At 46.5% G+C, this 24,303-nt stretch carries 20 protein-coding genes and 1 tRNA gene; 12 read left to right on the forward strand and 9 right to left on the reverse strand.

Going from position 1 to position 24,303, the window contains the following annotated elements; genetic code table 11:
* Positions 1-12 precede the first annotated feature (12 nt).
* Together B5Z18_RS17860 and B5Z18_RS17865 are read right to left on the reverse strand one after the other, a co-directional pair.
* Positions 13-888, reverse strand: coding sequence for a TraB/GumN family protein (locus B5Z18_RS17860; protein WP_079470834.1), 876 nt, complete (start codon positions 886-888; stop codon positions 13-15).
* A gap of 153 nt (positions 889-1,041) precedes the next feature.
* A complete protein-coding gene (locus B5Z18_RS17865; protein WP_079470835.1) occupies positions 1,042-2,157 on the reverse strand; it encodes a suppressor of fused domain protein in 1,116 nt (371 codons plus the stop codon).
* Between the two features lie 97 nt (positions 2,158-2,254).
* On the opposite strand from B5Z18_RS17865, the gene B5Z18_RS17870 reads away from it, so the two are divergent.
* The 9 genes from B5Z18_RS17870 to B5Z18_RS17910 all read left to right on the forward strand — a co-directional run bounded on the left by B5Z18_RS17870 (position 2,255) and on the right by B5Z18_RS17910 (position 14,650).
* Positions 2,255-3,025 (forward strand): NIPSNAP family protein, encoded by a 771-nt coding sequence (locus B5Z18_RS17870; protein WP_079470836.1) that lies wholly within the window; start codon positions 2,255-2,257, stop codon positions 3,023-3,025.
* A 266-nt stretch (positions 3,026-3,291) separates the two neighbouring features.
* Complete coding sequence (locus B5Z18_RS17875) at positions 3,292-4,086, forward strand: SDR family NAD(P)-dependent oxidoreductase (RefSeq protein WP_079470837.1); 795 nt, start codon at positions 3,292-3,294, stop codon at positions 4,084-4,086.
* Between the two features lie 237 nt (positions 4,087-4,323).
* Positions 4,324-5,247 (forward strand): family 2A encapsulin nanocompartment shell protein, encoded by a 924-nt coding sequence (locus B5Z18_RS17880; RefSeq protein ID WP_079470838.1) that lies wholly within the window; start codon positions 4,324-4,326, stop codon positions 5,245-5,247.
* Entirely contained in the window at positions 5,234-6,883 is a 1,650-nt protein-coding gene (locus B5Z18_RS17885; protein ID WP_079470839.1) for a family 2A encapsulin nanocompartment cargo protein cysteine desulfurase, read from the forward strand. The genes B5Z18_RS17880 and B5Z18_RS17885 overlap by 14 nt, the downstream gene beginning before the upstream one ends.
* A gap of 260 nt (positions 6,884-7,143) precedes the next feature.
* Positions 7,144-7,215: transfer RNA gene (locus B5Z18_RS17890), tRNA-Met, on the forward strand.
* A 151-nt stretch (positions 7,216-7,366) separates the two neighbouring features.
* On the forward strand, positions 7,367-7,789 hold the full coding sequence (gene yiaA / locus B5Z18_RS17895) for an inner membrane protein YiaA (protein WP_079470840.1): 423 nt from the start codon (positions 7,367-7,369) through the stop codon (positions 7,787-7,789).
* Positions 7,790-8,060: 271 nt separating this feature from the next.
* On the forward strand, positions 8,061-9,461 hold the full coding sequence (locus tag B5Z18_RS17900; RefSeq protein WP_079470841.1) for an ABC transporter permease: 1,401 nt from the start codon (positions 8,061-8,063) through the stop codon (positions 9,459-9,461).
* A 561-nt stretch (positions 9,462-10,022) separates the two neighbouring features.
* Positions 10,023-12,998: a SusC/RagA family TonB-linked outer membrane protein gene (locus B5Z18_RS17905; protein ID WP_079470842.1), complete on the forward strand. Its 2,976-nt coding sequence runs from the start codon at positions 10,023-10,025 to the stop codon at positions 12,996-12,998.
* A 20-nt stretch (positions 12,999-13,018) separates the two neighbouring features.
* A complete protein-coding gene (locus B5Z18_RS17910; RefSeq protein ID WP_079470843.1) occupies positions 13,019-14,650 on the forward strand; it encodes a RagB/SusD family nutrient uptake outer membrane protein in 1,632 nt (543 codons plus the stop codon).
* 108 nt (positions 14,651-14,758) lie between these two features.
* Here the strand turns inward: B5Z18_RS17910 and B5Z18_RS17915 are convergent, their stop codons facing one another.
* Complete coding sequence (locus B5Z18_RS17915) at positions 14,759-16,888, reverse strand: alpha-ketoacid dehydrogenase subunit alpha/beta (protein ID WP_235015952.1); 2,130 nt, start codon at positions 16,886-16,888, stop codon at positions 14,759-14,761.
* 79 nt (positions 16,889-16,967) lie between these two features.
* On the opposite strand from B5Z18_RS17915, the gene B5Z18_RS17920 reads away from it, so the two are divergent.
* Entirely contained in the window at positions 16,968-17,402 is a 435-nt protein-coding gene (locus B5Z18_RS17920) for a MarR family winged helix-turn-helix transcriptional regulator (RefSeq protein ID WP_079470844.1), read from the forward strand.
* 50 nt (positions 17,403-17,452) lie between these two features.
* Here B5Z18_RS17920 and B5Z18_RS17925 read toward each other — a convergent pair whose 3' ends face one another.
* The 4 genes from B5Z18_RS17925 to B5Z18_RS17940 form a co-directional block, all read right to left on the reverse strand.
* Entirely contained in the window at positions 17,453-18,064 is a 612-nt protein-coding gene (locus B5Z18_RS17925; protein ID WP_079470845.1) for a fumarylacetoacetate hydrolase family protein, read from the reverse strand.
* Positions 18,065-18,117: 53 nt separating this feature from the next.
* A complete protein-coding gene (gene pth, locus B5Z18_RS17930; RefSeq protein ID WP_079470846.1) occupies positions 18,118-18,699 on the reverse strand; it encodes an aminoacyl-tRNA hydrolase in 582 nt (193 codons plus the stop codon).
* Positions 18,700-18,786: 87 nt separating this feature from the next.
* The gene (locus tag B5Z18_RS17935; RefSeq protein ID WP_079470847.1) at positions 18,787-19,377 is read right to left on the reverse strand and encodes a 50S ribosomal protein L25; all 591 of its coding nucleotides are present in this window, start codon (positions 19,375-19,377) and stop codon (positions 18,787-18,789) included.
* A 40-nt stretch (positions 19,378-19,417) separates the two neighbouring features.
* On the reverse strand, positions 19,418-20,386 hold the full coding sequence (locus B5Z18_RS17940; protein ID WP_079470848.1) for a ribose-phosphate pyrophosphokinase: 969 nt from the start codon (positions 20,384-20,386) through the stop codon (positions 19,418-19,420).
* 277 nt (positions 20,387-20,663) lie between these two features.
* On the opposite strand from B5Z18_RS17940, the gene radC reads away from it, so the two are divergent.
* Complete coding sequence (gene radC / locus B5Z18_RS17945) at positions 20,664-21,371, forward strand: RadC family protein (RefSeq protein WP_079470849.1); 708 nt, start codon at positions 20,664-20,666, stop codon at positions 21,369-21,371.
* Positions 21,372-21,417: 46 nt separating this feature from the next.
* Positions 21,418-22,404, forward strand: coding sequence for a Gfo/Idh/MocA family protein (locus B5Z18_RS17950; RefSeq protein ID WP_079471006.1), 987 nt, complete (start codon positions 21,418-21,420; stop codon positions 22,402-22,404).
* A gap of 99 nt (positions 22,405-22,503) precedes the next feature.
* On the opposite strand, the gene B5Z18_RS17955 is transcribed toward B5Z18_RS17950, so the two are convergent.
* Entirely contained in the window at positions 22,504-23,181 is a 678-nt protein-coding gene (locus B5Z18_RS17955) for a 2-C-methyl-D-erythritol 4-phosphate cytidylyltransferase (protein WP_079470850.1), read from the reverse strand.
* A 67-nt stretch (positions 23,182-23,248) separates the two neighbouring features.
* Positions 23,249-24,298 carry a tRNA preQ1(34) S-adenosylmethionine ribosyltransferase-isomerase QueA gene (gene queA / locus B5Z18_RS17960; protein ID WP_079470851.1) on the reverse strand — a complete coding sequence of 350 codons (1,050 nt, stop codon included), beginning with the start codon at positions 24,296-24,298 and terminating at the stop codon, positions 23,249-23,251.
* Positions 24,299-24,303: the final 5 nt, after the last annotated feature.

Consider the following 24,303-nt stretch of genomic DNA (forward strand, 5'->3'; position numbering starts at 1 on the left):
TCGGTGATAGCTTTAGTTCAGAATAGGTGTAACAGTATATCCTTTCTCTCTTAATAATTTAATCAATCCAACGGGGCCTGCAATGTGTGCGCCGCCAACAGCAAAGAAAGTGCTTTCCTGCTGCATCATTCCAGGCATTTTATCTATCCAGTTTTTGTTACGTACTTCCAGCATCCAGTGAATGGTATTTTCATCCATTTGGTCGGGGGTAGTCATGAGGTTGTACATACCGGCCAGATCTTCGGCTTTATAGGCTGCTACCAGTTGGTTCATGTTCATGCTGGTACTGTCGAAAGCCTTTACCTGTTCAACAATTTGTTTGTCTGTATATGATTTCAGCAGGTATCCCACCTGTTCTTCCAGCCCTTCCAGGTAGCCGATATGTTTCTTATCTGCCTGCATTGTTTGTATAAAAACAGTTTCATAAGATTTTAGTTCCTGGCAGGGAAATGATTTCATAGCCAGCAACGAGATGGTAGCTGCAAGCTGGTAGTTTTCAAACGGCGCCAAAGGCACACCACATTTCTTTTTCAGGATAGAATCTACATCATGGTAATCAGCAGGAGATAATTTTTTGCTCAACGGCACATCAGACGCCATTGCTTTAGCCATAATGGTATTGATATTGGGGTCGAGGATATTGGCTTCAATAACCAGTTGTGCCGATTTACTTAACGCCTGCTTTGTTTTTTCTGTTACTTTAAAATCATTCTCGCAAATCATGTGGATGGTACCATACAAATAAGAGGGCTTTGCTAATCCGTTACCGCTGATTTCCCATAATAATGATTTGTCCTGGGTGGTGGGTTGCTGTGCGGATGCTTTACCTGCAAATAAGCCTGTGATTACCAGTGTAGCTGCTGTTATATTTCTGAAGATATTTTTCATGTGCTTTTGATTTTCTTTTCAGAATTAGTAGGCGATGGAATCACTTCGTTACAGATTATTTCAACTTTTTTTTAAGAAATCTCTTAAACCCGCTGCCAGTAAAGAGAAAGGTCTGCTTTGCGGCAGACCTTTCATATAAAAGAGGTATCCTCATTAATCGGAGGGCAGTTCAGACCGGCGGGTAACAATGTGATTCAGGTTATGATGAATCATTTTTTCCAGGAGATCATAGCCTGCGTTGGGCCTGGAATGGGCATATTCCCTTTCCAGTTTGGTAATGGGGGCTAACCAGTATAAGTTCACCTTATCGCCATATACCTCAGGCAGCCCGATGACCGGACCATTATATAAGGCCGAGGACACCACTACGCTTTCAAAGGGAGCCGGAAGCTCTTCCGAGCTTACCGTATGACCTTCTCCCAGCCAGGTAATCTGTTTCCAGGGCCGGTCGGCCATACCGGACATCAGGCCGGCCATTGCCATGATCTCTTTATCTGTAAAATCTTTTTTGCTCACCGCCATCGCCAGTTCCATACGGCGGAATCCGGGGGCGCGGTCGCTGTACAGGAGTTCTACCCACGGCATCGGGCGGATGCTGATTCCCAGGGTGAGCAGGTATACCACGTCCTCTTTCTCAAATTTACCCAATGCCATCGGTGGCCATTGCCCACCGTCGATGGCATAGTATTGCTGAATAGGGCCAAACTCCGCTTCGTATGCTTTTAAATACTGGTCCTGCAAAATGCTCCATGCCTGGCTGGCTTCCCCTTCCCAGTCTTTCCAGAAGGCAATGGCCTGATCTATGCGCTCGTACATGGCATTCGCGCCACGCTTGCCCAGCGGCATCAGCCGGTCATTTTCGCCGGCGCCGGTACAATCTGCTGCATAGGCCACTGCATGTTCATCATTGTACAGGCTCCAGCCGGGTATTACCCCCAGTATTTCATTATCATACAATACCGCTGCTCCATCTCCCTCTTCCGTCCATACAATTGTCAACCGCTCTTTTTCCAGCGGTTCGAGTCCCTGCGGGTGGTTGCAATAGGCAGCTTCGAGCATGGGCGCCATCCCCTCTTTCATGGCCGCAACATCCTTTTTTGCCGGCGCCGGCTGCAGGTTCCGTAACCAGCACGGCCGCGGGGAATACTTTGTGGTCAGTAATTCCGAAGGATACAGGTAAAAATAAGCCACTCTGTCGTCCTGCTCCACTACGGCATATAAAGTTCCTCTGTTATTAGGCTGGTCTATCAACATTACCGGCTCAGACATAATTATTCTTTTTTAAGATCCGCAAAATAAGGCTTTCGGGCAACACTATAATTCCTGCCTCAATTGCTGTATTTTGTCAGGTATACAATTAATTTCTATGAAGATATATTCCACTTTGCTAATGGCACTCATGATGTTTGGTTCAGCTACACTCACCGCCAAAGAACGGCAATTTTACCAGATCAAAATCTACCACCTGAAAACGAAAGCACAGGAAACACTGGTAGATAATTACCTGGAGAAAACATACCTCCCGGCTTTACACCATGCAGGCATCAAACAGGCCGGCGTTTTCAAACCGGTTACCGCCGACACTGCTGAGATCCGGATCTATGTACTGATCCCGTTCCAGTCGCTCGAACAGTTCGCCAACCTGGATAAAACCCTGCAGGCCGATAAATCTTTTCAGACTAACGGGAAAGACTATACGGATGCTGCCTGGAATAATATTCCTTACACCAGGATAGAATCCATCCTGCTACAGGCGTTTCCCGGAATGCCCGTACTGGAAGCGCCGGCTCTGAAAGCGCCCAAAAATGAGCGGGTGTATGAGCTGCGCAGTTATGAAAGTCCCTCCGAGAAATACCATGTTAACAAAGTGAAGATGTTCAATACCGGCGATGAAATCGGTATCTTCCGGAACCTCAACTTTAATGCGGTATTTTATGCTTCCGTTATTTCAGGACCACGCATGCCCAACCTGATGTACATGACCACTTTCAACAATAAGGAAGATCGTGATGAACACTGGAAAGCATTTAGTGCAGATCCGAAATGGAAAACGCTGTCGGCGATGGAAGAATACAGTCACAATGTATCTAAATCAGAGATCCTGTTCCTCAGACCAACAGACTATTCAGACTTGTAATACTACAGAGTGGCGGGCCTTTACCCGCCGCTCCGTTTATCATACCGGTTTCTGATCTGCGTATAAAACAGTTTACCCCTGTGAAATCAACAATTCCGGTGCGGCGCCTGTTAATGTACCTGACTGTCAGATCGCTTTAAATGTACGATACCATTCAAAATTGATCATGGCATAAAAGTATAAATAACTTTATACTTATCAATAAAGTATAAAGTTATTTTATAGGACAATTTTACTTGCGGTAAACGATTAAACATCATTATACTATGGACTTACAATTAAAGGGCAAAACGGCGCTGATCAGCGGCTCCACCCAGGGTATCGGCCTGGCTATTGCCTTACAACTGCTAAAGGAAGGCGCCGTGGTGATTATCAACGGAAGAACCACCGCCCGGATAGACGAAGCCATTGTAAAACTGAAACAGCAGGTGCCGGACGCGCAGGTAACCGGCGTGGCAGCCGATTTCTCCAAAGTAGAGGAAGTGAACCAGCTGCTGGAAAAAGTGCAAGAAGTAGATATCCTGGTGAACAATGCCGGGATATTTGAACCCAAACCGTTTGAAGAAATCACGGATGCCGAGTGGTTCCGTTTCTTTGAAGTAAATGTAATGAGCGGCGTACGTCTTTCCCGTTACTTTTTCCCGAAGATGTTGGCAAAAAACTGGGGCCGGATTATTTTTATCGCCAGCGAATCGGCGGTGATGATCCCGGAAGAAATGATCCACTATGGTACTACCAAAACAGCGCAGCTGGCGGTGAGCCGCGGTTTGGCAGAGCTTACCAAAGGCACCGGCGTAACTGTTAACACCGTAATGCCCGGCCCTACCAAATCTGAAGGTGTGGATGATTTTATTAAAAAGTTAGCTGAATCGGATATGGTCTCCCCTGAAAAAGCAGAAGAAGACTTCTTCAAAAACATGCGCCCCAGTTCTCTCATTCAACGGTTTGCGAAAGTATCAGAAATCGCCAATCTCGTTACTTATATATCCAGTCCGCTCTCTGCGGCAACAAATGGTGCAGCGCTCCGCGCCGATGGCGGTTTGCTGAGAACTATTTTCTAAACGTACCCTTGAATATACCCGGTTCCCGGAAAGCACCTGCACTGTGGTGGCTTATCAGGGAGGAATTTCAGGCGCCCGCCTGCCGGGTGCCCGCAGATTAAAAATGTACGTCGATAATTAAACAAAAAGACTTAATTTAACTCCTATTACACCCACCAGCAGGTTGAAAATGAGCCACCACACATTTTCAATCTGGCAACAGACTACATTTTTTTAAAATTCAAAAACTGATCCCCCATGGCTGATGAAACTCAACAGAAAGTCCAGACTGCACTCGGCGACGTCGCCGCAAGACAACTCGCCATTGCCACCCGTACGGTGCCGCAGATGTCTACCATTACACCCCGCTGGCTCACGCGATTAATGAGCTGGATCCCGGTAGAATCGGGCGTGTACAGGCTTAACAAAGTAAAAGACGAGAGCAATGTAACCGTAGATTGTTCCGGAAGAGATGAACGCGAACTACCTCAAACTTTTGTGGATTACATCGATAATCCCCGCGAGTACAACCTCAGCGCAGTGAATACCGTACTGGATGTACACACCCGCGTATCAGACCTCTACAGTAAGCCTTATAACCAGATCAGTGAACAGTTGCGGCTGATCATTGAAACTATTAAGGAACGGCAGGAAAGCGAACTAATTAATAATAAGGAATATGGGTTGCTAAACAGCGTAGTAGCTTCCCAGCGTATCAAAACACGCACCGGTGCGCCTACTCCGGACGACCTGGATGAGCTCATCACCAAAGTATGGAAAGAACCCGGCTTCTTTTTACTGCATCCGCTTACCATTGCCGCCTTTGGCCGCGAATGCACCAGGAGGGGCGTACCGCCTCCCACCGTTTCCCTCTTTGGCTCCCAATTCATTACCTGGCGCGGTATTCCGCTGATACCATCCGATAAAGTGCCTATCGAAAACGGCAAATCAAAAATCATTCTTTTACGCACCGGCGAAAGCAGGCAGGGAGTAGTGGGCTTGTACCAGCCTAATTTACCGGGAGAGCAATCGCCCGGATTATCTGTACGCTTTATGGGTATTAACCACCAGGCCATTGCTTCCTATCTCGTATCCCTTTACTGTTCACTGGCAGTATTGGTAGATGACGCCATTGCCGTATTGGATGATGTAGAAATAGGTAAGTACCATGAATACAAATAATTTCCAACCCGATGGATTACCGGATATTGCCGCATTGGAAAAACTGGCCAACCAGTTGTTTTCCTCCCTGCAATCCGGTAATGATGTGCCCTACACAGGTTACACATCAGCTGCCCCCATCCAGGACCCGCTGCTGCAACAGGGAAGCGTAACCGATGTTACGCAGGCGCCTACCAGTTTACCGGATCCTCACTTTTCCGGTAACGGCGGCATTCCTGCTTCCGTAGCAGGCAGCGGTATTTCACCGGCTGCGCTCACGCATCCAACAACGGCCTATGATCCTTCTTTTGAACAGGAACTGCAACGGGCGCTGAAAAGTATACCATCATCAACCTATACATCGCAGCTGCCTTCCGCAGGTACCTCCTACTATTTCCTTCCGGAAAAAGCAGCAGGTATCACCGGCGCCACCCAGCCCCCGCTGGATATTAACCGGGTGAGGGCCGATTTCCCGGTATTGCAGGAACAGGTGAACGGCCACCGGCTTATATGGCTGGATAATGCCGCCACCACGCAGAAGCCGCGGAGCGTAATTGACCGCATCAGCTATTTTTATGAACACGAAAATTCAAATATCCACCGCGCCGCTCATGAACTGGCAGCACGCGCCACGGATGCGTATGAAGGCGCCCGCGAAAAAGTAAGGGCTTTCCTCAATGCCGCATCTGTAAATGAAATTGTATTTGTTCGCGGCGCTACAGAAGCCATTAACCTGGTAGCTAAAAGCTGGGGCGAACAATTCCTGCAGGCCGGCGATGAAATTATTCTGAGCCACCTGGAGCATCATGCCAATATTGTACCGTGGCAACAGCTGGCCGCCAAAAAGGGATTGCTGATAAAAGTAATTCCTGTTGATGATGATGGCCAGATCATACTTTCTGAATACCAGAAACTGCTCGGTGCTAAAACAAAGCTGGTGTCTTTTACACAGGTATCCAATGCACTCGGCACCGTTACGCCGGCGCAGCAAATAGTGGAACTCGCCCACCAGGCCGGCGCCAAAGTGCTGGTAGATGGCGCCCAGGCTGTATCGCATATGCGTGCAGATGTGCAGCGGCTTAACTGCGACTGGTACGTATTTTCCGGGCATAAAGTTTTTGGTCCCACCGGTATCGGGGTGTTGTACGGTAAAGAAGCATTGCTGAATGAAACACAGCCCTGGCAGGGCGGTGGTAATATGATCAAAGACGTAACCTTTGAGCATACCCAGTACCACGCAGCCCCCGGGCGCTTTGAAGCCGGCACCGGTAATATAGCCGACGCCGTAGGATTAGGCGCTGCCATCGATTATGTAAATCATATAGGCATTGATGTTATACACCAGTATGAACACTACCTGCTCGTATATGCTACACAGTTATTGAAAGACGTGCCGGGTTTGCGCCTGATAGGCACAGCTCCTGATAAAACAAGCGTATTGTCTTTTGTATTTAAAGATTTCACAACCGAACAGGTTGGTGCGGCGCTGAACCAGGAAGGAATTGCCGTAAGATCCGGTCACCATTGCGCGCAGCCTATCCTTCGCAGGTTTGGCGTGGAAAGCACAGTGAGGCCCTCACTGGCATTCTACAACAGCTGCGCCGATATAGATATTCTCGTAAATACACTATTGAGATTACGCAGAAGCAGGATATAATTTTTTTAGAAAGAAGAGATGGCCGGCAGTTTATTCGCATTAAACTATTGGTCATCTCTTCTTTAAAAAATATTTTTTCATCTTCCTGGAAAGAAAAACCGCAACAGACCAACCCCATCAAACACGCCACAGCACTACATTACATCAGTATGTATTTCCGCTTAAAAAATTCAATTCCCCTGAAACATGCAGCTGTGCTCATAAAAAAGAGCATTTAAATTTTGTGGTTTAAATTATTTACCTACATTTGCACTCCACAATGCGAGGTAGAGCAGAGGTAGCTCGTCGGGCTCATAACCCGAAGGTCAGTGGTTCGAATCCGCTCCTCGCTACAAAAAGTAAAAGTCCTGTACGGAAAGTGCAGGACTTTTTTTATACTGCTTCAGATCAAAAATAAATAGTATTATTACAGCAGGCCATCAATATCTGAAAGCAGTTTTTGTTAGCCATCAACCCAATCCCTAAATAAATTTTATTTAATCAATGAAACAGAAACCTTCAATGGCATTTATTGCGGCCTCCTGGGTAGCAGTATTTGCAGGTATCCTGGGCTTCATCATCGGCCTTTGGAATGCCTCCACTATGCAACTGAATGAAAAAGGATATTATTTCACAGTATTAATGTACGGACTGTTCTCCGCGGTATCTGTCCAGAAGTGCGTACGGGACAGGATCGAAGGCGTTCCTGTAACCGACATTTACTATGGTCTCAGCTGGGTATCCATGTTGCTCACCATCCTGTTGCTCACCATCGGATTGTGGAATGCCACCCTTGCTCCAAGTGAAAAAGGTTTTTATGCATTTGCATTTCTGTTAAGCGTTTTCGGCGCTATTACCGTACAAAAAAATACCCGCGACAGCCAGGCTGCGAAAGCAACCAATGCCCCTGCTTCCGGCGATATTTAATACCTTCTTTTACAGGGAGACTTAAGCAGTCTCCCTGTTATTCCCCTCCCCGTTTTTCCGGAATCTATAAATACTTTTCCTGAATCGTCTTCCCCGGCAATGGCTGTGCCGGTACATTTGCATTACCACCCTTTAAGCGGGTATCAAATATTATATCTATCCTCCAACACCCTTATAATACATCTCCAAAGTGATTAACAGTATTCCTGCTAATCACTTTTTTTTGTACCATATTATAATATATTTGTTGATAGTTAACCTTTTTATCCATATGGGAAACAAGATCTATAAGCATATTATCATCGTTAAGATATTGGTAGTTGTCCTGTTGTTTGCGCCCCTGTTCCTTTCCCAGGTTCATGTTGCGGTGCCGGCCGCCGTTGAGGGATTTGCCAACCGTATTTTAGAAAATGCCGGTACGTTCACCCTGCCTTTTGGGTTGCTGTATGAACTGGATAGGTTTACGAATATAGTTGCTCTTCAGGATAGTAATGGTTCCGTGGCCGACGCGTTTCTGACCCCCATTATTTTCCTGTTAACCTGCAGTATGTGGTGCGGTGTTTTTTACTGGCTGATTTCGCTGATGAAGAAAAATCAGGCTGTTGCTCCCGTATCCGGGAACGAATACTGGAAGAAAATATTCTTGTCGGATCTTCTTATTTCCCTTGTTTCTTTTACGTTTATCTTCCTGCTGAGCAAACATAATACGGATGGAGATACCGGTGGGAATTACCTGTTATATATGGGGGTACTTGGATTAACCATCTTTTGTTCGTTCCTGCTGGGCACGATGTGGTGGGCCGCTGAAAAATTATGGACACGCAACCGGTTGTTTGGTATCATTATCGCCAGCACTGCGGGGATTGCTGCATTGGTGGTTATTTTTATTGCCGTGCAAACCGTGCGTAAAAGCGATCGTCCGGAATATTCACCTTTTGACGGAGTGGAAACAGCTGCAGCGACTGAGCTGGATGCCGCCGCCCTGGCGACAGACAGCGTTACCTATGAAATAAAAACACCAGAGGAGTTTCCGCTCAGCGTTTCGCAACTCCGGGAAGCAGCCGCCTATCTGCTGCATGAACAGCTTGAACTGGACAGCACCGCTGTGAAAAAAAGGCAAACTTCGGACCTCGCGCTGATGTGGCATTCGTATGTACAACCCCTATACTATGAAGGAGAAGCAGAAGATCCGTACGACACGCCCGCCTATACGAAAAATCACGGGCTGGAGTCCGCTATCCGGCAATTTGCCTGGGCTGGCCGCGATGAAGCCCGGCTGCGTGAGTCCTTCGCCGGATATAAAAACCTGTTGCACGAGATGCTGCCGTATAATACTTACCAGCGTTCTTTTGTACGTTACTATGTGGAAAAATTATTGCTCACTTATAGTGCCTTGCAGGCACAGGAAGATGTAACTGTAAAGCTGGAAAAACTCTACACAAAGATGGCTGTCACTACAGATTACACTGCATCCGAAGATTTCATTGGTGATGTAAGACAGGTGCTGAATAACATGGACCGTATAGATCCATCTCTCAACAACAATGACCTGAATGCCCGCCGGATGAATGTTTGGCTGGTTTCTTTCTGGGCCAGACGTTATAATGAAGGTAATCAGCAGACCGTTTATGACATCCTGAAAGAAATCAGGGATATGTATAGCGGCGATTAATCCGGCGTATCCCCCTGTTTATCCGGATCTTAAAAAAAATGTTAAAAATGATTTCATTTAATACAAATAAATATTACTTTTATTCCGGGCAAGAGAAAAAGTGCTGCGTTATTTTTGACTTGTTATTCAATAAGATTCCCACGAATCTTTTTTTTGGAACCTATTGCTAAATCGATTTTTTAATAGGAACCAGGATGAACACCGGGAAATCCATGTATTACCCACCCGTGTATGAAGAAAAAAAGTATTGTAATTAAAAATATATTCCAGGTAAAAAGCTAAACTAACTTGTTATTTTTTATTGTTTGCTAAATCGATATACTACTGACTAAAACAGTACTGTAAAGAATCGTACATTTTGCTTATGCGAATATAATGGGAACCATTGTCTGCCTGACCGGAAACCAGGCAGCATCTTCATTCAGGAGATTTTTTTCACTATTTAAATGACTAAACCAGTATCTGAAAAATTTTAAAAATTAGCCTGCTGGCTTATTGCTAAATCGTTTTTTCAATAAGCCGATCCGGCTTTTCTTTATTAACCAACTTCAATTAACGTATATGCACAAACGATCCACGTTTTGGGCACGGACCTGCTTTGCCAGTATGGTACTGATGCTCTTCTCGCTGTTTGCCTTTTCACAAGGCAAAACCGTATCCGGAAAAGTAACGGATGCCAATGACAACACCGCTGTTCCCGGCGTATCTGTTCAGATAAAAGGAACCAGCACCGGAACTATCACCAAAGCCGATGGAACCTTTGCCCTGCAGGCACCGGAAAACGCCGTGCTGATATTTACTTTTGTTGGCTACCTGCCACAGAAAGTACCAGCATCAGCTACCGCCATGAACATAAAACTGGCAGCTTCAGTAAAATCGCTGCAAGACATTGTGGTAGTGGGTTACGGTACACAAAAAAGAAATGAGGTAACCACTTCAGTAGCCACCGTAAAAGCGGAAAACTTTAACCAGGGCGGTTCGCGCTCTCCTATGGATCTGATCCAGGGTAAAGTAGCCGGCTTATCTGTTACCAGAACCCAGGGTAATAACCCTAACAGCGGCGCCTCTATACAAATCAGGGGGATCAGTTCCATATCCGGCGATATGAACCCGCTGATTGTTGTGGATGGTATTCCCGGAGGTAACCTCGACCTCCTGCAACAGGACGATATCGCCACTTTCGATGTATTGAAAGATGGTTCCGCAGCGGCTATTTATGGTACCCGTGGTAACAACGGGGTGATCCTCATCACCACCAAAAAAGGTAAAGCAGGCGATCCGCAATACACCTACTCTACCTACCTGCAACGCGAAGCAGTAGCCAAAAGACCCAGCATACTGAGCGCAGCAGAATATGTAAAAGTAGCCGGCGCCACTAACAACCAGGGCGCCGATGTAGACATGTACGATCTCCTGCTCGACAAAAACAATCTTAGTCATTACCACAACTTCGCGGCCTCTGGCGGTACTGCGAACAGCAACTACCGTGCATCCCTTTATTACAACGATGCCAACGGTATTGCCATTGAAAACGGCCGTAAACAATATGGTGGAAGAGTGAATGTAAACCAGACCGGTTTACAGGGTATGCTCACCATGCAGTTTAACCTGGCAGGTAATTTTAACAAAGCCAACTTAAACGGTGGAAACAGCGGTGGTGGCGATGACAAAGCCGGTAGCGCAGGCGCCGATTTCGAGCAGGCAGTACAACGGAATCCTACAGCTCCCATCTTTGGGCCCGATGGTAAATATGTTGAAACAAACGGTTTCAATAACTATAATCCACTGGCCCGTTTACAGCAGGAGTTATATGAAAGGGATCAGAAAACCTACTCAGGAGATGCACGTATAACGCTGGAGCCTATACGTGATTTGAAATTCTCTGCCTTCGGCGCTATTGTCCGCGATGAATACACCGACCGCCAGTATAAAAGCAAGGCTTCCCGCTCTTCCATCCAGGACTTCCAGGGTGGCGGTTATGCGTATAAAGCCAATTACGCCGCTATGGATAAGACTTTTGAAGCTACCGTCGACTATACAAAAACAGTCAATTCAGACCATACTTTCAATGTACTCGGTGGCTACAGCTATCAGTACAGCACCCTGGAAAAGTATGCAATGGATAACAACGGCTTCCTCACCGATGCGTTTGAAGACTGGAACATTTCTGCCGGCAACGCATTAAATGATCCAAAACTGCCCCGCCCTTCACAAAGCAGCAACAAGGTAGACAACACCCTCATTGCATTTTTCGGCAGGTTGAATTATAACTACAAACAGAAATACATGTTGCAGGCTATCCTGCGTCATGAAGGTTCTTCCCGCTTCGGTGCCAACTACAAATGGGGTAACTTCCCCGCTGTATCTGCAGGATGGGTAATTTCAAAAGAAGCCTTCATGCAGGACATCACCGTAATCAATAACCTGAAACTCCGCGCCGGCTATGGCGTTACCGGTAACCAGGGCATTCCTAACTACCAGTCGCTGATTACATTAGGAACAGGTGGCGCTTATCTCCAGTATGGTAAATGGATCCAGACTTACGGACCTAACAAAAATCCGAATCCGGATTTGAGATGGGAAAAGAAGAAAGAATTCAACGTAGGTGTTGACTTCTCCCTGCTGCAAAACAGGATCGGCGGTTCCGTTGATGTATACAGCCGCAGAACAAAAGACCTGTTGTTCAATTACACCGCACAGCTGCCTTCCAACATCCTGGATAATATCTTTACCAACGTAGGTGAAATCTCCAACAACGGGGTGGAAGTAGTGATCAACACCGTACCTGTAAAAACCAAAGATTTCTCCTGGCACAGTGACGTCGCCTTCAATTCCCAGCGGAATAAAATGGTGTCATTCTCCAACGATATTTATAAAGCCACGGAACAATTTTATGGAGATCTCCCTTCTCCGGGTAATCTTGGCCAGGCCATCCGCGTAGTAGAAGGTGGTCCGCTGGGTACCTTCTATGGTTATCGCTATGCCGGTCTTACCGACGATGGCAAATGGCTGTTCTATAAAAAGGACGGCAGCAAAGCCACTACCTCTGAAATTAATCCGGACGATAAAACAGTGATCGGAAATGGTATTCCCAAGTACATGGCTTCCTGGAACAATACTTTCCGTTATAAAAACTTTGACCTGAGTATCTTCTTCCGCGGCAAATTCGGTTTCGATATCCTCAACCTGCAGGATATGTACTTCGGTAACAAAAAATGGAAACCGAATAATATGTTATCATCTGCTATCGGTAAAAATGATAAGCTGAACGACGATCCGCAGTTCTCTGATTACTACCTGGAAAAAGGTGATTTCGTGAAACTGGATAACATCACCCTCGGTTATAATTTCCAACTGAAAACCAAATATATCCGCAGCCTGCGCGTATATGCCAGCGGCCGTAACATCGCCACCATTACCAAATACAGCGGCCTTGATCCTGAACTGCAGGATACCGCGCTGGATTCCGGTATAGATGGAAGAGGATTTTACCCACGCACCCGCTCCTATACTATCGGATTGAACCTTGGATTTTAAAAGCAGCAAAATTGTAACGTATGAAAAAAAGTAAAGCATATATCAGCGCAGCCCTGCTGGCTCTCGGATTGAGCGCCTGCACCAAGCTCGATGAAAAACCATACAGCGAAATTATTTCTGATAATTTTTATCATAATAAAGAAGAAGTCCTGTCTGCCGTACTGCGGCCATTTACCCATGCCGGTGCATGGGCGGCACCTACCGGTCAAACCGGCTACTGGCGCCTGCAGGAACTCTCCGCCGATCAGCTGGCATGGCCACAGAAAGGCAAGCACGGCTATGATGGCGGTAACTGGATCCGCCTGCATAACCACACCTGGATTGCTAATGAAGACAATGCCTGGAACCCGTGGCGACTGATGTACTGGGGAATGGGCTTCTGTAACAATACGCTGAAAGATCTGGCGGCTATGGACTTCACCAAAATTGGTATGACCAATGAAGACAAAGCCTCATTTCTTGCAGAAACAAAAGTGGTGCGTGCCTGGCATTATCTGAAACTGATGGACCTGTATGGTAACATTCCCATCGTAACGGAAGTAGGTGCGCCGGCGTCCCCGGCTACCAAAAGCCGCAAGGAAGTATTTGAGTTCGTTGAAAAAGAACTGAAAGAAAATGTGGAACTACTGAAACCATTATCTGCTGATATGGTGGGCCGCGCTACTAAAGCAGCTGGCTACGCCATGCTGGTAGAACTGTATCTCAATGCACAGGAATGGACTGGCACCCCACGCTGGGATGATTGTATCAACTATTGCAATAAGATCATTGCTGGTAACGGCGGTTCCCTGAGCGGCGCAGTGCCTGCACTGGAACCGGATATTTTCCGCGCCTTTGCCAACAATAATAACACCTCTCCGGAAGACCTGTTCCAGCTCGCCTATGACCTGAGAGCCGGTAACTCCCGCTTTGGATGGCAGGGTGATTTCTGGCACTACCGTCAACGCCAGATCTATAACGCTGATGTAGATGGAAACAACAGTATCGTTGTTATTCCTACTGCTTATGATGCGTATAAAGACAATGACCTCCGCAAACAAAACTGGATGCTGATCGGACCACAGAAAAAAGATCCGGCGCTACGCACCAGCGTTGGCGACAGTTTGGTACTCGGCACAGAAGAATACAACGGCAAACCACTTGTATTTGTGAAAGAGATCCGCAGGAATTCTGAAGGTGAAAGCGGCGCCGGTAGTATGACGGAAGGTGAAGAGAACAGCGGGGCACGTTTTGCGAAATATGTACCCGGCACACAGGCCGATCCTAATTACTGGGGCAATGACTTTGTGTTATACCGTTTGACAGAAATTTATTTCAACAAGGCAGAAGCATTGATGAGAAAAAATAACGGCATCGCTACACAAGATGCTGTTGACCTTATCAACACCTGCAAGAAACGCGCATTTAAGGCGGCTGACTGGGCTGCTGAAGCTTATACAACCACCAGCCTCACCATGAATGAACTCCTCGCTGAAAGAGGCCGTGAGTTCATCTTTGAGGGCAAACGCCGTTCGGATCTGATCCGCTTTGGCAAATTTACCACAAGCACCTGGTGGGATCATCAGCCATCGGCTGATAAGTACAAGCTGTTCCCGATTCCTTTCAAACAAACAAGTATTAATCCTAACCTGGTTCAAAACCCCGGTTACTGATAAACTGATTTGGGTGCAAAGTAGTAAACAGCTTTAACCCGGATGCGGAAAACCTAAAACGGCCGTCTCTTAACTGAGATGGCCGTTTTCTATTTTGTAGAATGATAGTCAGTAAGCCAGTAATTCACTGATAGCTGCGGCTACTTTTGCTGGCGTTGGCAACATCGCTGCTTCCAGGCCGGTATTAAGCGGTACGGCCGGCAGATCCAGCGCGCCCACGGTAAATACCGGTGCATCGAGAAACCGGAAACAGGTTTGCTGAATGCGTCCGGCCAGTGCCTGTATAAAAGAGTTATTGAGTTGTTCTTCTGTCAGGATCAGGCATTTCCCGTGTTGCTTCACCATGTCAAATACCAGTTCTTCATCCATTGGAAAAAGGGTACGCAGATCCACAATGGTTACCTGCCCCGGATAGGCTTTGGCAGCCGCTTTGGCCCAGTATACACCCATTCCGTAAGTAATAATGCAAAGCGCATTTCCCTGGGCCGTATCTTTTGGATGTGCGCGTTGTATGATATTTCCTTTTCCCAGCGGTAGTACATAATCCGCTGCGGGCTCAATGGTCATGGCGTCCAGCGTGCCGGGCACTTTGCTCCAGTACAATCCTTTATGCTCCAGCATTACAACCGGGTTGGGGTCCAGGAAGGCGGCTTTCATCAGTCCTTTCATATCGGCGGCATTGGAGGGGTACACTACTTTGATCCCTTTAATGCTTAACAGCGTGGATTCCACACTGCCGGAATGATAAGGCCCGCCGCCACCATAGGCGCCCACAGGCACGCGTATGAGCGTTTGTACGGGGAACTTACCATTGCTCAGGTAACATGATTTTGATATTTCTGTTACCAGCTGGTTGAATCCCGGGTAGATATAATCGGCAAACTGTACTTCCACAATGGGTTTTACGCCTACGGCAGATAGCCCTGCTGTGGCGCCTATAATATACGCTTCCTGTATCGCGGTGTTATATACGCGGTGTGGTCCGAATTTTTCGCCCAGGGTGGCCGCTTCGCGGAAAACGCCTCCCAGTCTTACGCCCACATCCTGCCCGAATAAAATAGCTTCGGGATACTGCTGCATGATTTCTTCCACGGCGTGGAGGGCGGCATCTACCATCACTACTTTGGCCTTCCCGGCTGGTGTGCGGGTGCCGCTTTCTGCTGTTACTGCGGCAGGCGCAAATACGTGTTCCTGCACAGTTTCCGGTGATGGTTCCGGTGCCTGCACCGCTTTATCAAAAGCTGCCTGTATATCGCTGGCAGCGGTCTTTTCAATTTCATCGAGTCGTTCCGGAGTTACGCCGTGTTTCAATAACAAGGCTCTCATTTTTGGAACAGGATCATTGGCAGCGTGCTTTTCCAGGTCTTCCGCAGAGCGGTACCATTCTTTCCGTACACCGGAGGTATGATGTCCCAGCAGGGGTACATTGGCCTGTACCAGTATGGGCCGGCGTTCATGCCTTACATAGCTGATAGCGGTTTCCATAGCAGCGTAGCTGGCGGTAAAGTCGCTGCCGTCTACCCGCATGCGTTCCAGTCCTTTGAAACCGGCGGCATATTCATACGCATCCATTGTTCTTACTTCTGCTGCCGTGGCTGAAATGCCCCAGTCGTTATCCTGCACCAGGTAAATTACCGGCAACTGTTTCAGCACGGCAAATTGCAGGGCCTCGCTCACCTCTCCTTCTGTGACGCTGCCATCTCCGAGGGAACAGATCACTACCGGCAGTTCTCCATCCGGACCGGTTTTCAGCAGGGGAGAATTAATTTGTTCCAGGTATTGCAGTCCCTGCGCCACGCCCGTGGTGGGAATTACCTGCATACCGGTGGCACTGCTCTGGTGGGGAATCTGCGGCTTATCGGCCGTGTTGCTGTTAGGGTGACTGTAATAAGATCTTCCGGCAGAAAAAGGGTCGGCTGCTTTCGCCAGCAGTTGGAGCATTAATTCATAAGGCGTAAAGCCGATGGCGAGCAGCATGCTCTCATCACGGTAATAGGGGCTTACAAAGTCCCACGGCCGCAATTGCAGTCCGGTGGCTATTTGTATGGCTTCATGTCCACGGGAAGTAGAGTGAACATATTTACAGATTGGTCTGTTAGCCTCATAGGTGGCGGCCATACTGCCGGCTTCACACATCAATCGCCAGGCTGTTAATAATTCAGCCAGTTCGCCGGCGTTACCACCCGTATTGGAGGCAGGCGTTTTTAAAGTTGAAACGCTTGTGCTATCTTTAAACACAATAAGACTGTTTTGGTGATGATGGTAATTTAAAAACAATAGTTGCCATAGCAACAGTTGCTAATGCAAATTAATTAATATGGCTGATACTTTCGTCAGTAATCCCTCTTTTTTTAAGTTGGATGCTACGCTCAAAAAATTGCGCAACTATTGGCAAAAAACGTTCGATGCCCAACAGAAGGACATTACAGTGGACCAGTGGCTACTGATTGAGAACCTGTACAAACACAAAAAAACCACCCATAACGAACTGGCCCGTAATACCTCGAAGGATATTACCACCATTTCCCGCATTATTGAACTGTTGGTAAAAAAGGGGCTGGTAAAAAGGGAAGCCGATGTGTACGACCGGAGGAAGGTGTATTTACAGCTGACCCCTGAAGGAGTGGAAAAATATAAAGATGTGAAGTCGCTGGTATATGATATGCGTAAAATTGGCTGGAAAACGTTGACAGAAACGGATTATGCCGAATTAACACGGATCCTGGACACGATTTATGCAAATATTCCATAAAACGGTGGTTTTGTCTTATCCTGGCAAAACCACCGTTCTGTAATTTCTTCTTATTTAACAGAAAACTCCAGCAGGCTGTCATTTTCAATAAATGCCTCGAAGTCGTCTCCTATTTCTGTGGGTCCTACGCCGGCCGGGGTGCCGGTAAAAATGAGGTCCCCGATGTTCAGGGTAAAGAAGCGGGAAATATAAGCCACCAGGAAATCAAAGGAAAACAAAAGATCCTGCGTATTACCCGATTGCGCCAGCGCCTTGTTTTTATACAGGCAGAAATTGATATCTTTTTTATCCATTTCAGGGGTAATAGGTATGAAATTACCCACTACTGCGGAGTTATCGAAAGCTTTGGCTATTTCCCAGGGTAACCCTTTCGCCTTTTGCTTATCCTGCAGATCCCGGGCAGTAAAATCGATCCCTACGGAGATATGATCGTAGTATTTATCTGCAAATTTTTCCTGGATATGTTTACCGTTTTTGCTTACTCTGAGTACCAGCTCGCATTCGTAGTGCAGGTTGGTGGTAAATTCCGGGTAATAGAACGGGTGGCCATTCTGCAGCAACGCATTCTTTGGTTTCATAAATAACACCGGTTCTGTAGGCACCTCATTCTTCAGCTCTTTGGCATGGTCGGCATAATTCCTGCCTACGCAAATAATTTTCATAATGCGTTTGTTTTAAGGTATAAAAAAAGCAGATAGGAATCAGATGAACAAATTTATTTCACAGACGGGAAGGTCAGTTTATTACTGTCGTTCATAGTACGGGCAATACCTATACTGGCAAAACTTTCAATGATATCCGAACATTTCCATATTTTCTCTTCTACGGTCCGTTCTTCTGTATTTTTCCATTTACTGAGTACAAACTCCACCTGGCGGCCTTTGGGATAATTATTGCCTACCCCGAAGCGCAAGCGCGGATACTGATTGGTGCCCAGTGATTCCTGGATACTTTTCAGCCCGTTATGCCCGGCATCACTGCCTCCGGGGCGTAAGCGGAGCACATCCAGCGGAAGGGCCAGGTCGTCGAGGATCACCAGCAGGTTTTCCACGGGAATCTTTTCCTTATCCAGCCAGTATTTGATAGCCTTACCGCTCAGGTTCATGTAAGTAGTAGGCTTAATAACAATAAATGTTTTCCCTTTCCATTTACATTCCGCCACATCAGCGAGGCGGTCGTTCCTGAAAGTGGCTTTATGCCTGGCAACAAAATCATCTACCACATCAAACCCTATATTATGACGGGTATGCCGGTATTCCTCGCCGATATTGCCTAATCCTGCTATTAAGTATTTCATACGGGTCGTTTTCGTACCTGGAGATTTCCAAAATTAAAAAGCCCCTCTAAAAGTAGAGAGGCTTTTTGGAAAAATATATCTAAAAGATTATTTCTTTTTAGCATCTTTTTCAGCAGTTGCTTCTTCCTGACGCAGCTGACGGGTCATTACCACAGAAGCGATAGGAATACGCGGAGAGTTGGTGATTTCAACACCTTCAATTTTCACGTCTTCTACACGGATGTTTGCGTTCAGTTCCAGGTTATCGATGTTAACTTCGATATTTTCTACCAGGTGCTTAGGTAAAGCTTTCACTTTCAGCGCTTTCAGTTTGCTAACCAGTTTACCACCGGCTTTAACACCAACAGAAGAACCAACCAGTTTAATTGGAATGGTAACAGCAACCTGTTTGTCTTCTACCAGTTCCATGAAATCGATGTGAGCAAGTGCATCAGTAACTACATCAAACTGCATATCTTTCAATACGCATCTGTAAGTTTTAGCACCCAGCTTAATTTCTGCAATCTGGAAAGCTGCAGTGTAAACCAGTGTTTTGAATGCTTTGGCAGGAGCTGAAAAATTAACAGTTTCTGCACCCCCGTAAATAACGCAAGGCACTTGTTCCTCAGAACGGATCTGGCGGGTGGCTTTTTTGCCGAATTCGCTCCTGAGTTGTCCTTCGATGGTTATTGTGTTCATTGTTTAGACAATTTATATTGATGATTAAAATACGTTGTTATCAATCTCCCCGGCGGTGGCTGTGAATAAACAGGCTGGTGATAGATTTGTTTTCGTGCATATTACGGATGGCTACCGCAAAAAGCTCTGCAACTGATATCACCTTGATCTTGGAACCGGCTCCCTGCGGTTTGATAGGAATGGTATCGCATACCACTATCTCCTGCAGTACTGATTTCTCGATATTTTCGTACGCATTTCCGCTGAAAACGGGATGGGTACAAAATGCACGTACACTTCTGGCGCCTTTCTCCATTAACAGGTTAGCGGCTTTGGAAAGTGTTCCTGCGGTATCGCAGATATCATCAATGAGCACGATATCCCTGTTGGTCACATCTCCTATCACTACCATGGATGCTATTTCATTGGCACGTTTACGATGTTTGTCGCAAATAACCATCTCAGCATTAAAGTAGGACGCTACTTCACGTACCCTATTGGTACTACCTACGTCAGGGGACGCAAAGGTAAGATTTTCCAGCTTTAAATTCTCTATATACGGAATAAAAATAGCTGAACTATCCAGGTGGTCTACCGGGATATCAAAGAATCCCTGGATTTGCGGTGCATGCAAGTCCATGGTTATCACCCTGTTAGCCCCTGCGGAAGTCAGCAGATTAGCCACCAGTTTTGAGCCAATAGCCACACGGGGCTTGTCTTTTCTGTCCTGGCGGGCATATCCGAAATAAGGAATTACGGCGGTAATATAGCCGGCGGAAGCCCGCTTTGCGGCATCAATCATCAACAGCAGCTCCAGCAGGTTATCTGAAGGTGCGCTGGTTCCCTGGATCAGGAAAACATAATCACCCCGGATACTCTCCAGGAATACAGGCTGGATTTCCCCATCGCTGAATTTCTGAATCTTTACTTTGCCAAGACCGCCATTAAGACCCTTGCCATATTTCTTGGCAATTTTCTCGGCCAATGCCGGATTACTGTTGCCTGTGAAAATTTTTACTGAAGGTTGCATACTAGATACTAGTGGAAAAGAGGTTGCAAAACTAGGATTTTTTGGGAGTACCCGCCTGATTTTTTTTCAAATACATATTACATAGCTGTTAAAAAGCAACTATAATTATCACATTATCATAACGTTTTAAAAGATAATAGGTCCCGAAAATTCCCATAACGATTAGTATCGAATATAACGATTTTATAATGATCCGCTGGAAAAAGGAAAAGAAAAATGTGAAGGAAGAAGAAGGGTGTCATGATAGGTTCGTATATTTGAACAAATGCAATAAGTCATGTTTGTTGATGTTAACCCGGCTCCCCACCTGGCTATTCATAAGTGGCCTGATAATGAAAAGCCCAGAGAAAAACTGATCAATATCGGCGCTACAGCCTTAAGCGATGCTGAGCTGCTGGCAATCCTGCTGCATACAGGGCATAAAAGCAAATCTGCCCTCGAACTGGCAAAAGAAATTCTGCGCCTGGCCAATAATAATCTTTCCGAACTGGGAAAAATAAACGTAAAAAAACTGCAAAAACTCCGTGGCGTGGGTTACGCCAAAGCTGTTACCATACTGGCCGCTATGGAGCTGGCCCGCAGGCGGCAAGCCGGTACCATTCATAAAAAAACAGTGATCAACAACGGATCAGATGCCGCCATGTTTTTCAAGCCCATGCTTGCAGATCAGCCCTTTGAAACATTCCATGTCCTGTTTCTCAGCCATGCCAACAAGGTGCTGCACTACCGCCATCTCAGCACCGGCGGCATTACCAGCACCGTGGTAGATCCCCGCATTATTTTCAGGGAAGCACTGGATACAGGCGCCACCAAGTTATTACTCTGCCATAACCATCCCTCCGGCAGCCTCCGCCCCAGCCAGGCCGATCTCCGGATTACCACCAGGATAAAAGATATGGGAATGCTCTTCGATATCCAGGTGATGGACCATATCATTGTGTCCGAAACCGGCTATTACAGCCTTGCGGAAGAAGGGATGATATAAATCCCGAAATGTGTTTTACTTTCGCACATATTTATTCATTTTCCATATGCTCAAAATAGGACTCTTCGGCGTAGGACATTTAGGTAAGATACACCTCTCTCAACTGGCCACTATGAAAGACGTAGAAGTGGTAGGCTTCTATGATCCCAACAATGCAAATGCAGCCAGCATCTCCGAGCAATATAATATTCAACGGTATACCACCGCGGAAGAACTGATACTGTCGGTAGACGCCATTGATATTGTGGCGCCCACCACCCTCCACTTCAAATTATGTGAACTGGCCATCCGCAACGGCAAACACATATTCGTGGAAAAACCCATGACCAATACAATGGATGAAGCCAAAACACTGGTTAAACTGGTGGAAGAAGCAAATATTAAATTCCAGGTAGGCCATGTGGAAAGATTCAATCCTGCTTATCTCGCACTCAGGGGATATGATCTCAAACCCATGTTCATTGAAGTACACCGCCTGGCAGAATTCAATCCCCGCGGTACAGACGTAAGCGTGATCCTCGATCTTATGATCCATGATATCGATATCGTGCTGAGCATCGTAAAATCTACCGTGAGCCGCATCTCCGCCAGCGGAGTAGCTGTGATGAGCGACACACCGGATATTGCCAATGTACGCATCGAATTCCATAATGGCTGTGTTGCTAATCTCACTTCCAGCCGGATTTCCCTGAAAAAGATGCGCAAAATGCGCCTCTTCCAGAAAGATGCTTATATCGGTATCGATTTCCTCGACAAAAAAACAGAGATCATTAAACTCAAAACACCGGAAGACGAAGGCTTATTCACCCTGGATATTGAAACCAACAGCGGCAGAAAAACCATCGCCATCGATAACCCGGAAATAAAGCAATCCAATGCAATCCGCATGGAACTGGAAATGTTCCGCGACAGCATCCTGCAAAACAAACCGGTAGCCGTAAACGCTATCGATGGCCTGCAGGCAATGGATGTAGCCCATCAGATCCTGGCAAAAATAAATAAGGGTCTGTCTGAAACAGCCTCCGCTAAATAATTATTACGTATAACGAAAGCCGCTGTCGGTCCGTTTTCATATTACAAACCATTTATGAAACGAATCCTTTCTGTACTGACAGCGGCCTCCGGTAGATGGTTATCCCCGCTCCCGCAGCAACACCTCCGCAATAACAAGGTCCAGTGGTTTGGTAATTTTAATATTGGATTCTTCTCCCGGCAGCAGATGCACAGGATGCCCCAGCCGTTCCACAACAGTGGCTTCATCCGTAAACAGCGGATCATAGGGCAGTTCAAAGGCAGGCAGGATCAATTCTGAAAGAAAAGTTTGCGGCGTCTGGATAATCCGGAAACGATCACGGTCCACAGCAGCATTGTTACCGCCTGATATCTCCCGGATACTATCTTTCATATCAATCACCGGGATAGCACTGCCGTGAATAATGGCGGCTTCATAACAGGCACGGATCAACGTAGTTGATACCAGCGGACGCACCCCGTCGTGTACAAATACTACAGCCGGGTGTTTTACCTGCTGCAAGCCATTCTGTACAGAATGAAAGCGGGTATTTCCCCCTTTTATGATGGTGATGTCCGGCAGTTTGTCAAAAGCCTGCAGAATGTGGTTGGCGAAAGTAAAATGGGCTTCAGGAAGCACCAGCACAATTTCCATGTCAGGAAAAGCAGCCGCAAAAGCGGCGATGGTGTGGTACAATACAGGTTTACCGGATAGCTCCAGGAACTGTTTGGGAACAGCGCTCTGCATCCGGGTACCGGACCCGCCGGCAACTATGATAGCAACTTTTTTATATTCCATATAAAAAGATCGGGGATTTTCTTATCCAGCTGGCTGAATAAGAAAATCCCCGAAAAATGCTTTGTAATTAAACGATCAGCATGGCATCGCCATAGCTGAAGAAACGGTATTTCTCTTTAATCGCCTGCTGATAAGCCTCCATGATCAGATCATATCCTGCAAAAGCGCAGGTCATGATGAGCAGGCTGGTTTTTGGCAGGTGGAAGTTTGTTACCAACGCATTTGGAATAGCAAAATCATACGGCGGATGAATGAACGTGTTAGTCCATCCTTCAGCTGCTTTCAGGTGGTTTTGCGCAGTTACGGAAGATTCTACGGCACGTACAGAGGTAGTACCAATAGCGCAGATCTTGCGGTTCTCTTCTTTTGCTTTGTTTACCACTTTCACGGCGTGTTCTTCAATGTGAAAATACTCCGCATCCATTTTGTGTTTGCTCAGGTCTTCCACTTCAATAGGGCGGAAAGTACCTAAACCTGTGTGCAGCGTTACTTCTGCAAACTTAACACCTTTAATTTCCAAACGTTTGATCAACTCACGGCTGAAGTGCAAACCTGCAGTAGGTGCAGCTACAGCGCCTTCGTACTTGGCATACACGGTCTGATAACGCTCTTTGTCTTCATCTTCCGGTTTACGTTTGATATACTTAGGCAACGGCGTTTCTCCCAGCTGATCAAGCACCTGTTTGAATTCTTCGTCATTACCTTCGAATAAGAAACGGATGGTACGGCCTCTTGAAGTAGTGTTATCAATTACCTCTGCTACCAGCGTCTCGTCGTCGCCAAAATACAATTTGTTGCCTACACGGATTTTACGCGCCGGGTCAACAATTACATCCCATAAGCGGTTTTGCTTGTTCAGCTCACGCAGCAGGAATACTTCAATTTTTGCTCCTGTTTTTTCTTTACGGCCATATAACCTTGCAGGAAACACCTTTGTATTGTTCACAATCATTACATCCTTATCGTTGAAATAACCGAGGATGTCTTTGAATACTTTGTGCTCAATTTTGCCGGTATTGCGATGTACCACCATTAAACGTGATTCATCTCTTGTCTTGGTAGGGTGCTGGGCGATCAGATTTAAAGGAAGATCGAATTTGAACTGTGATAGTTTCATATTAC

The organism is Chitinophaga ginsengisegetis (assembly GCF_900168065.1).
GTDB lineage: Bacteria > Bacteroidota > Bacteroidia > Chitinophagales > Chitinophagaceae > Chitinophaga > Chitinophaga ginsengisegetis.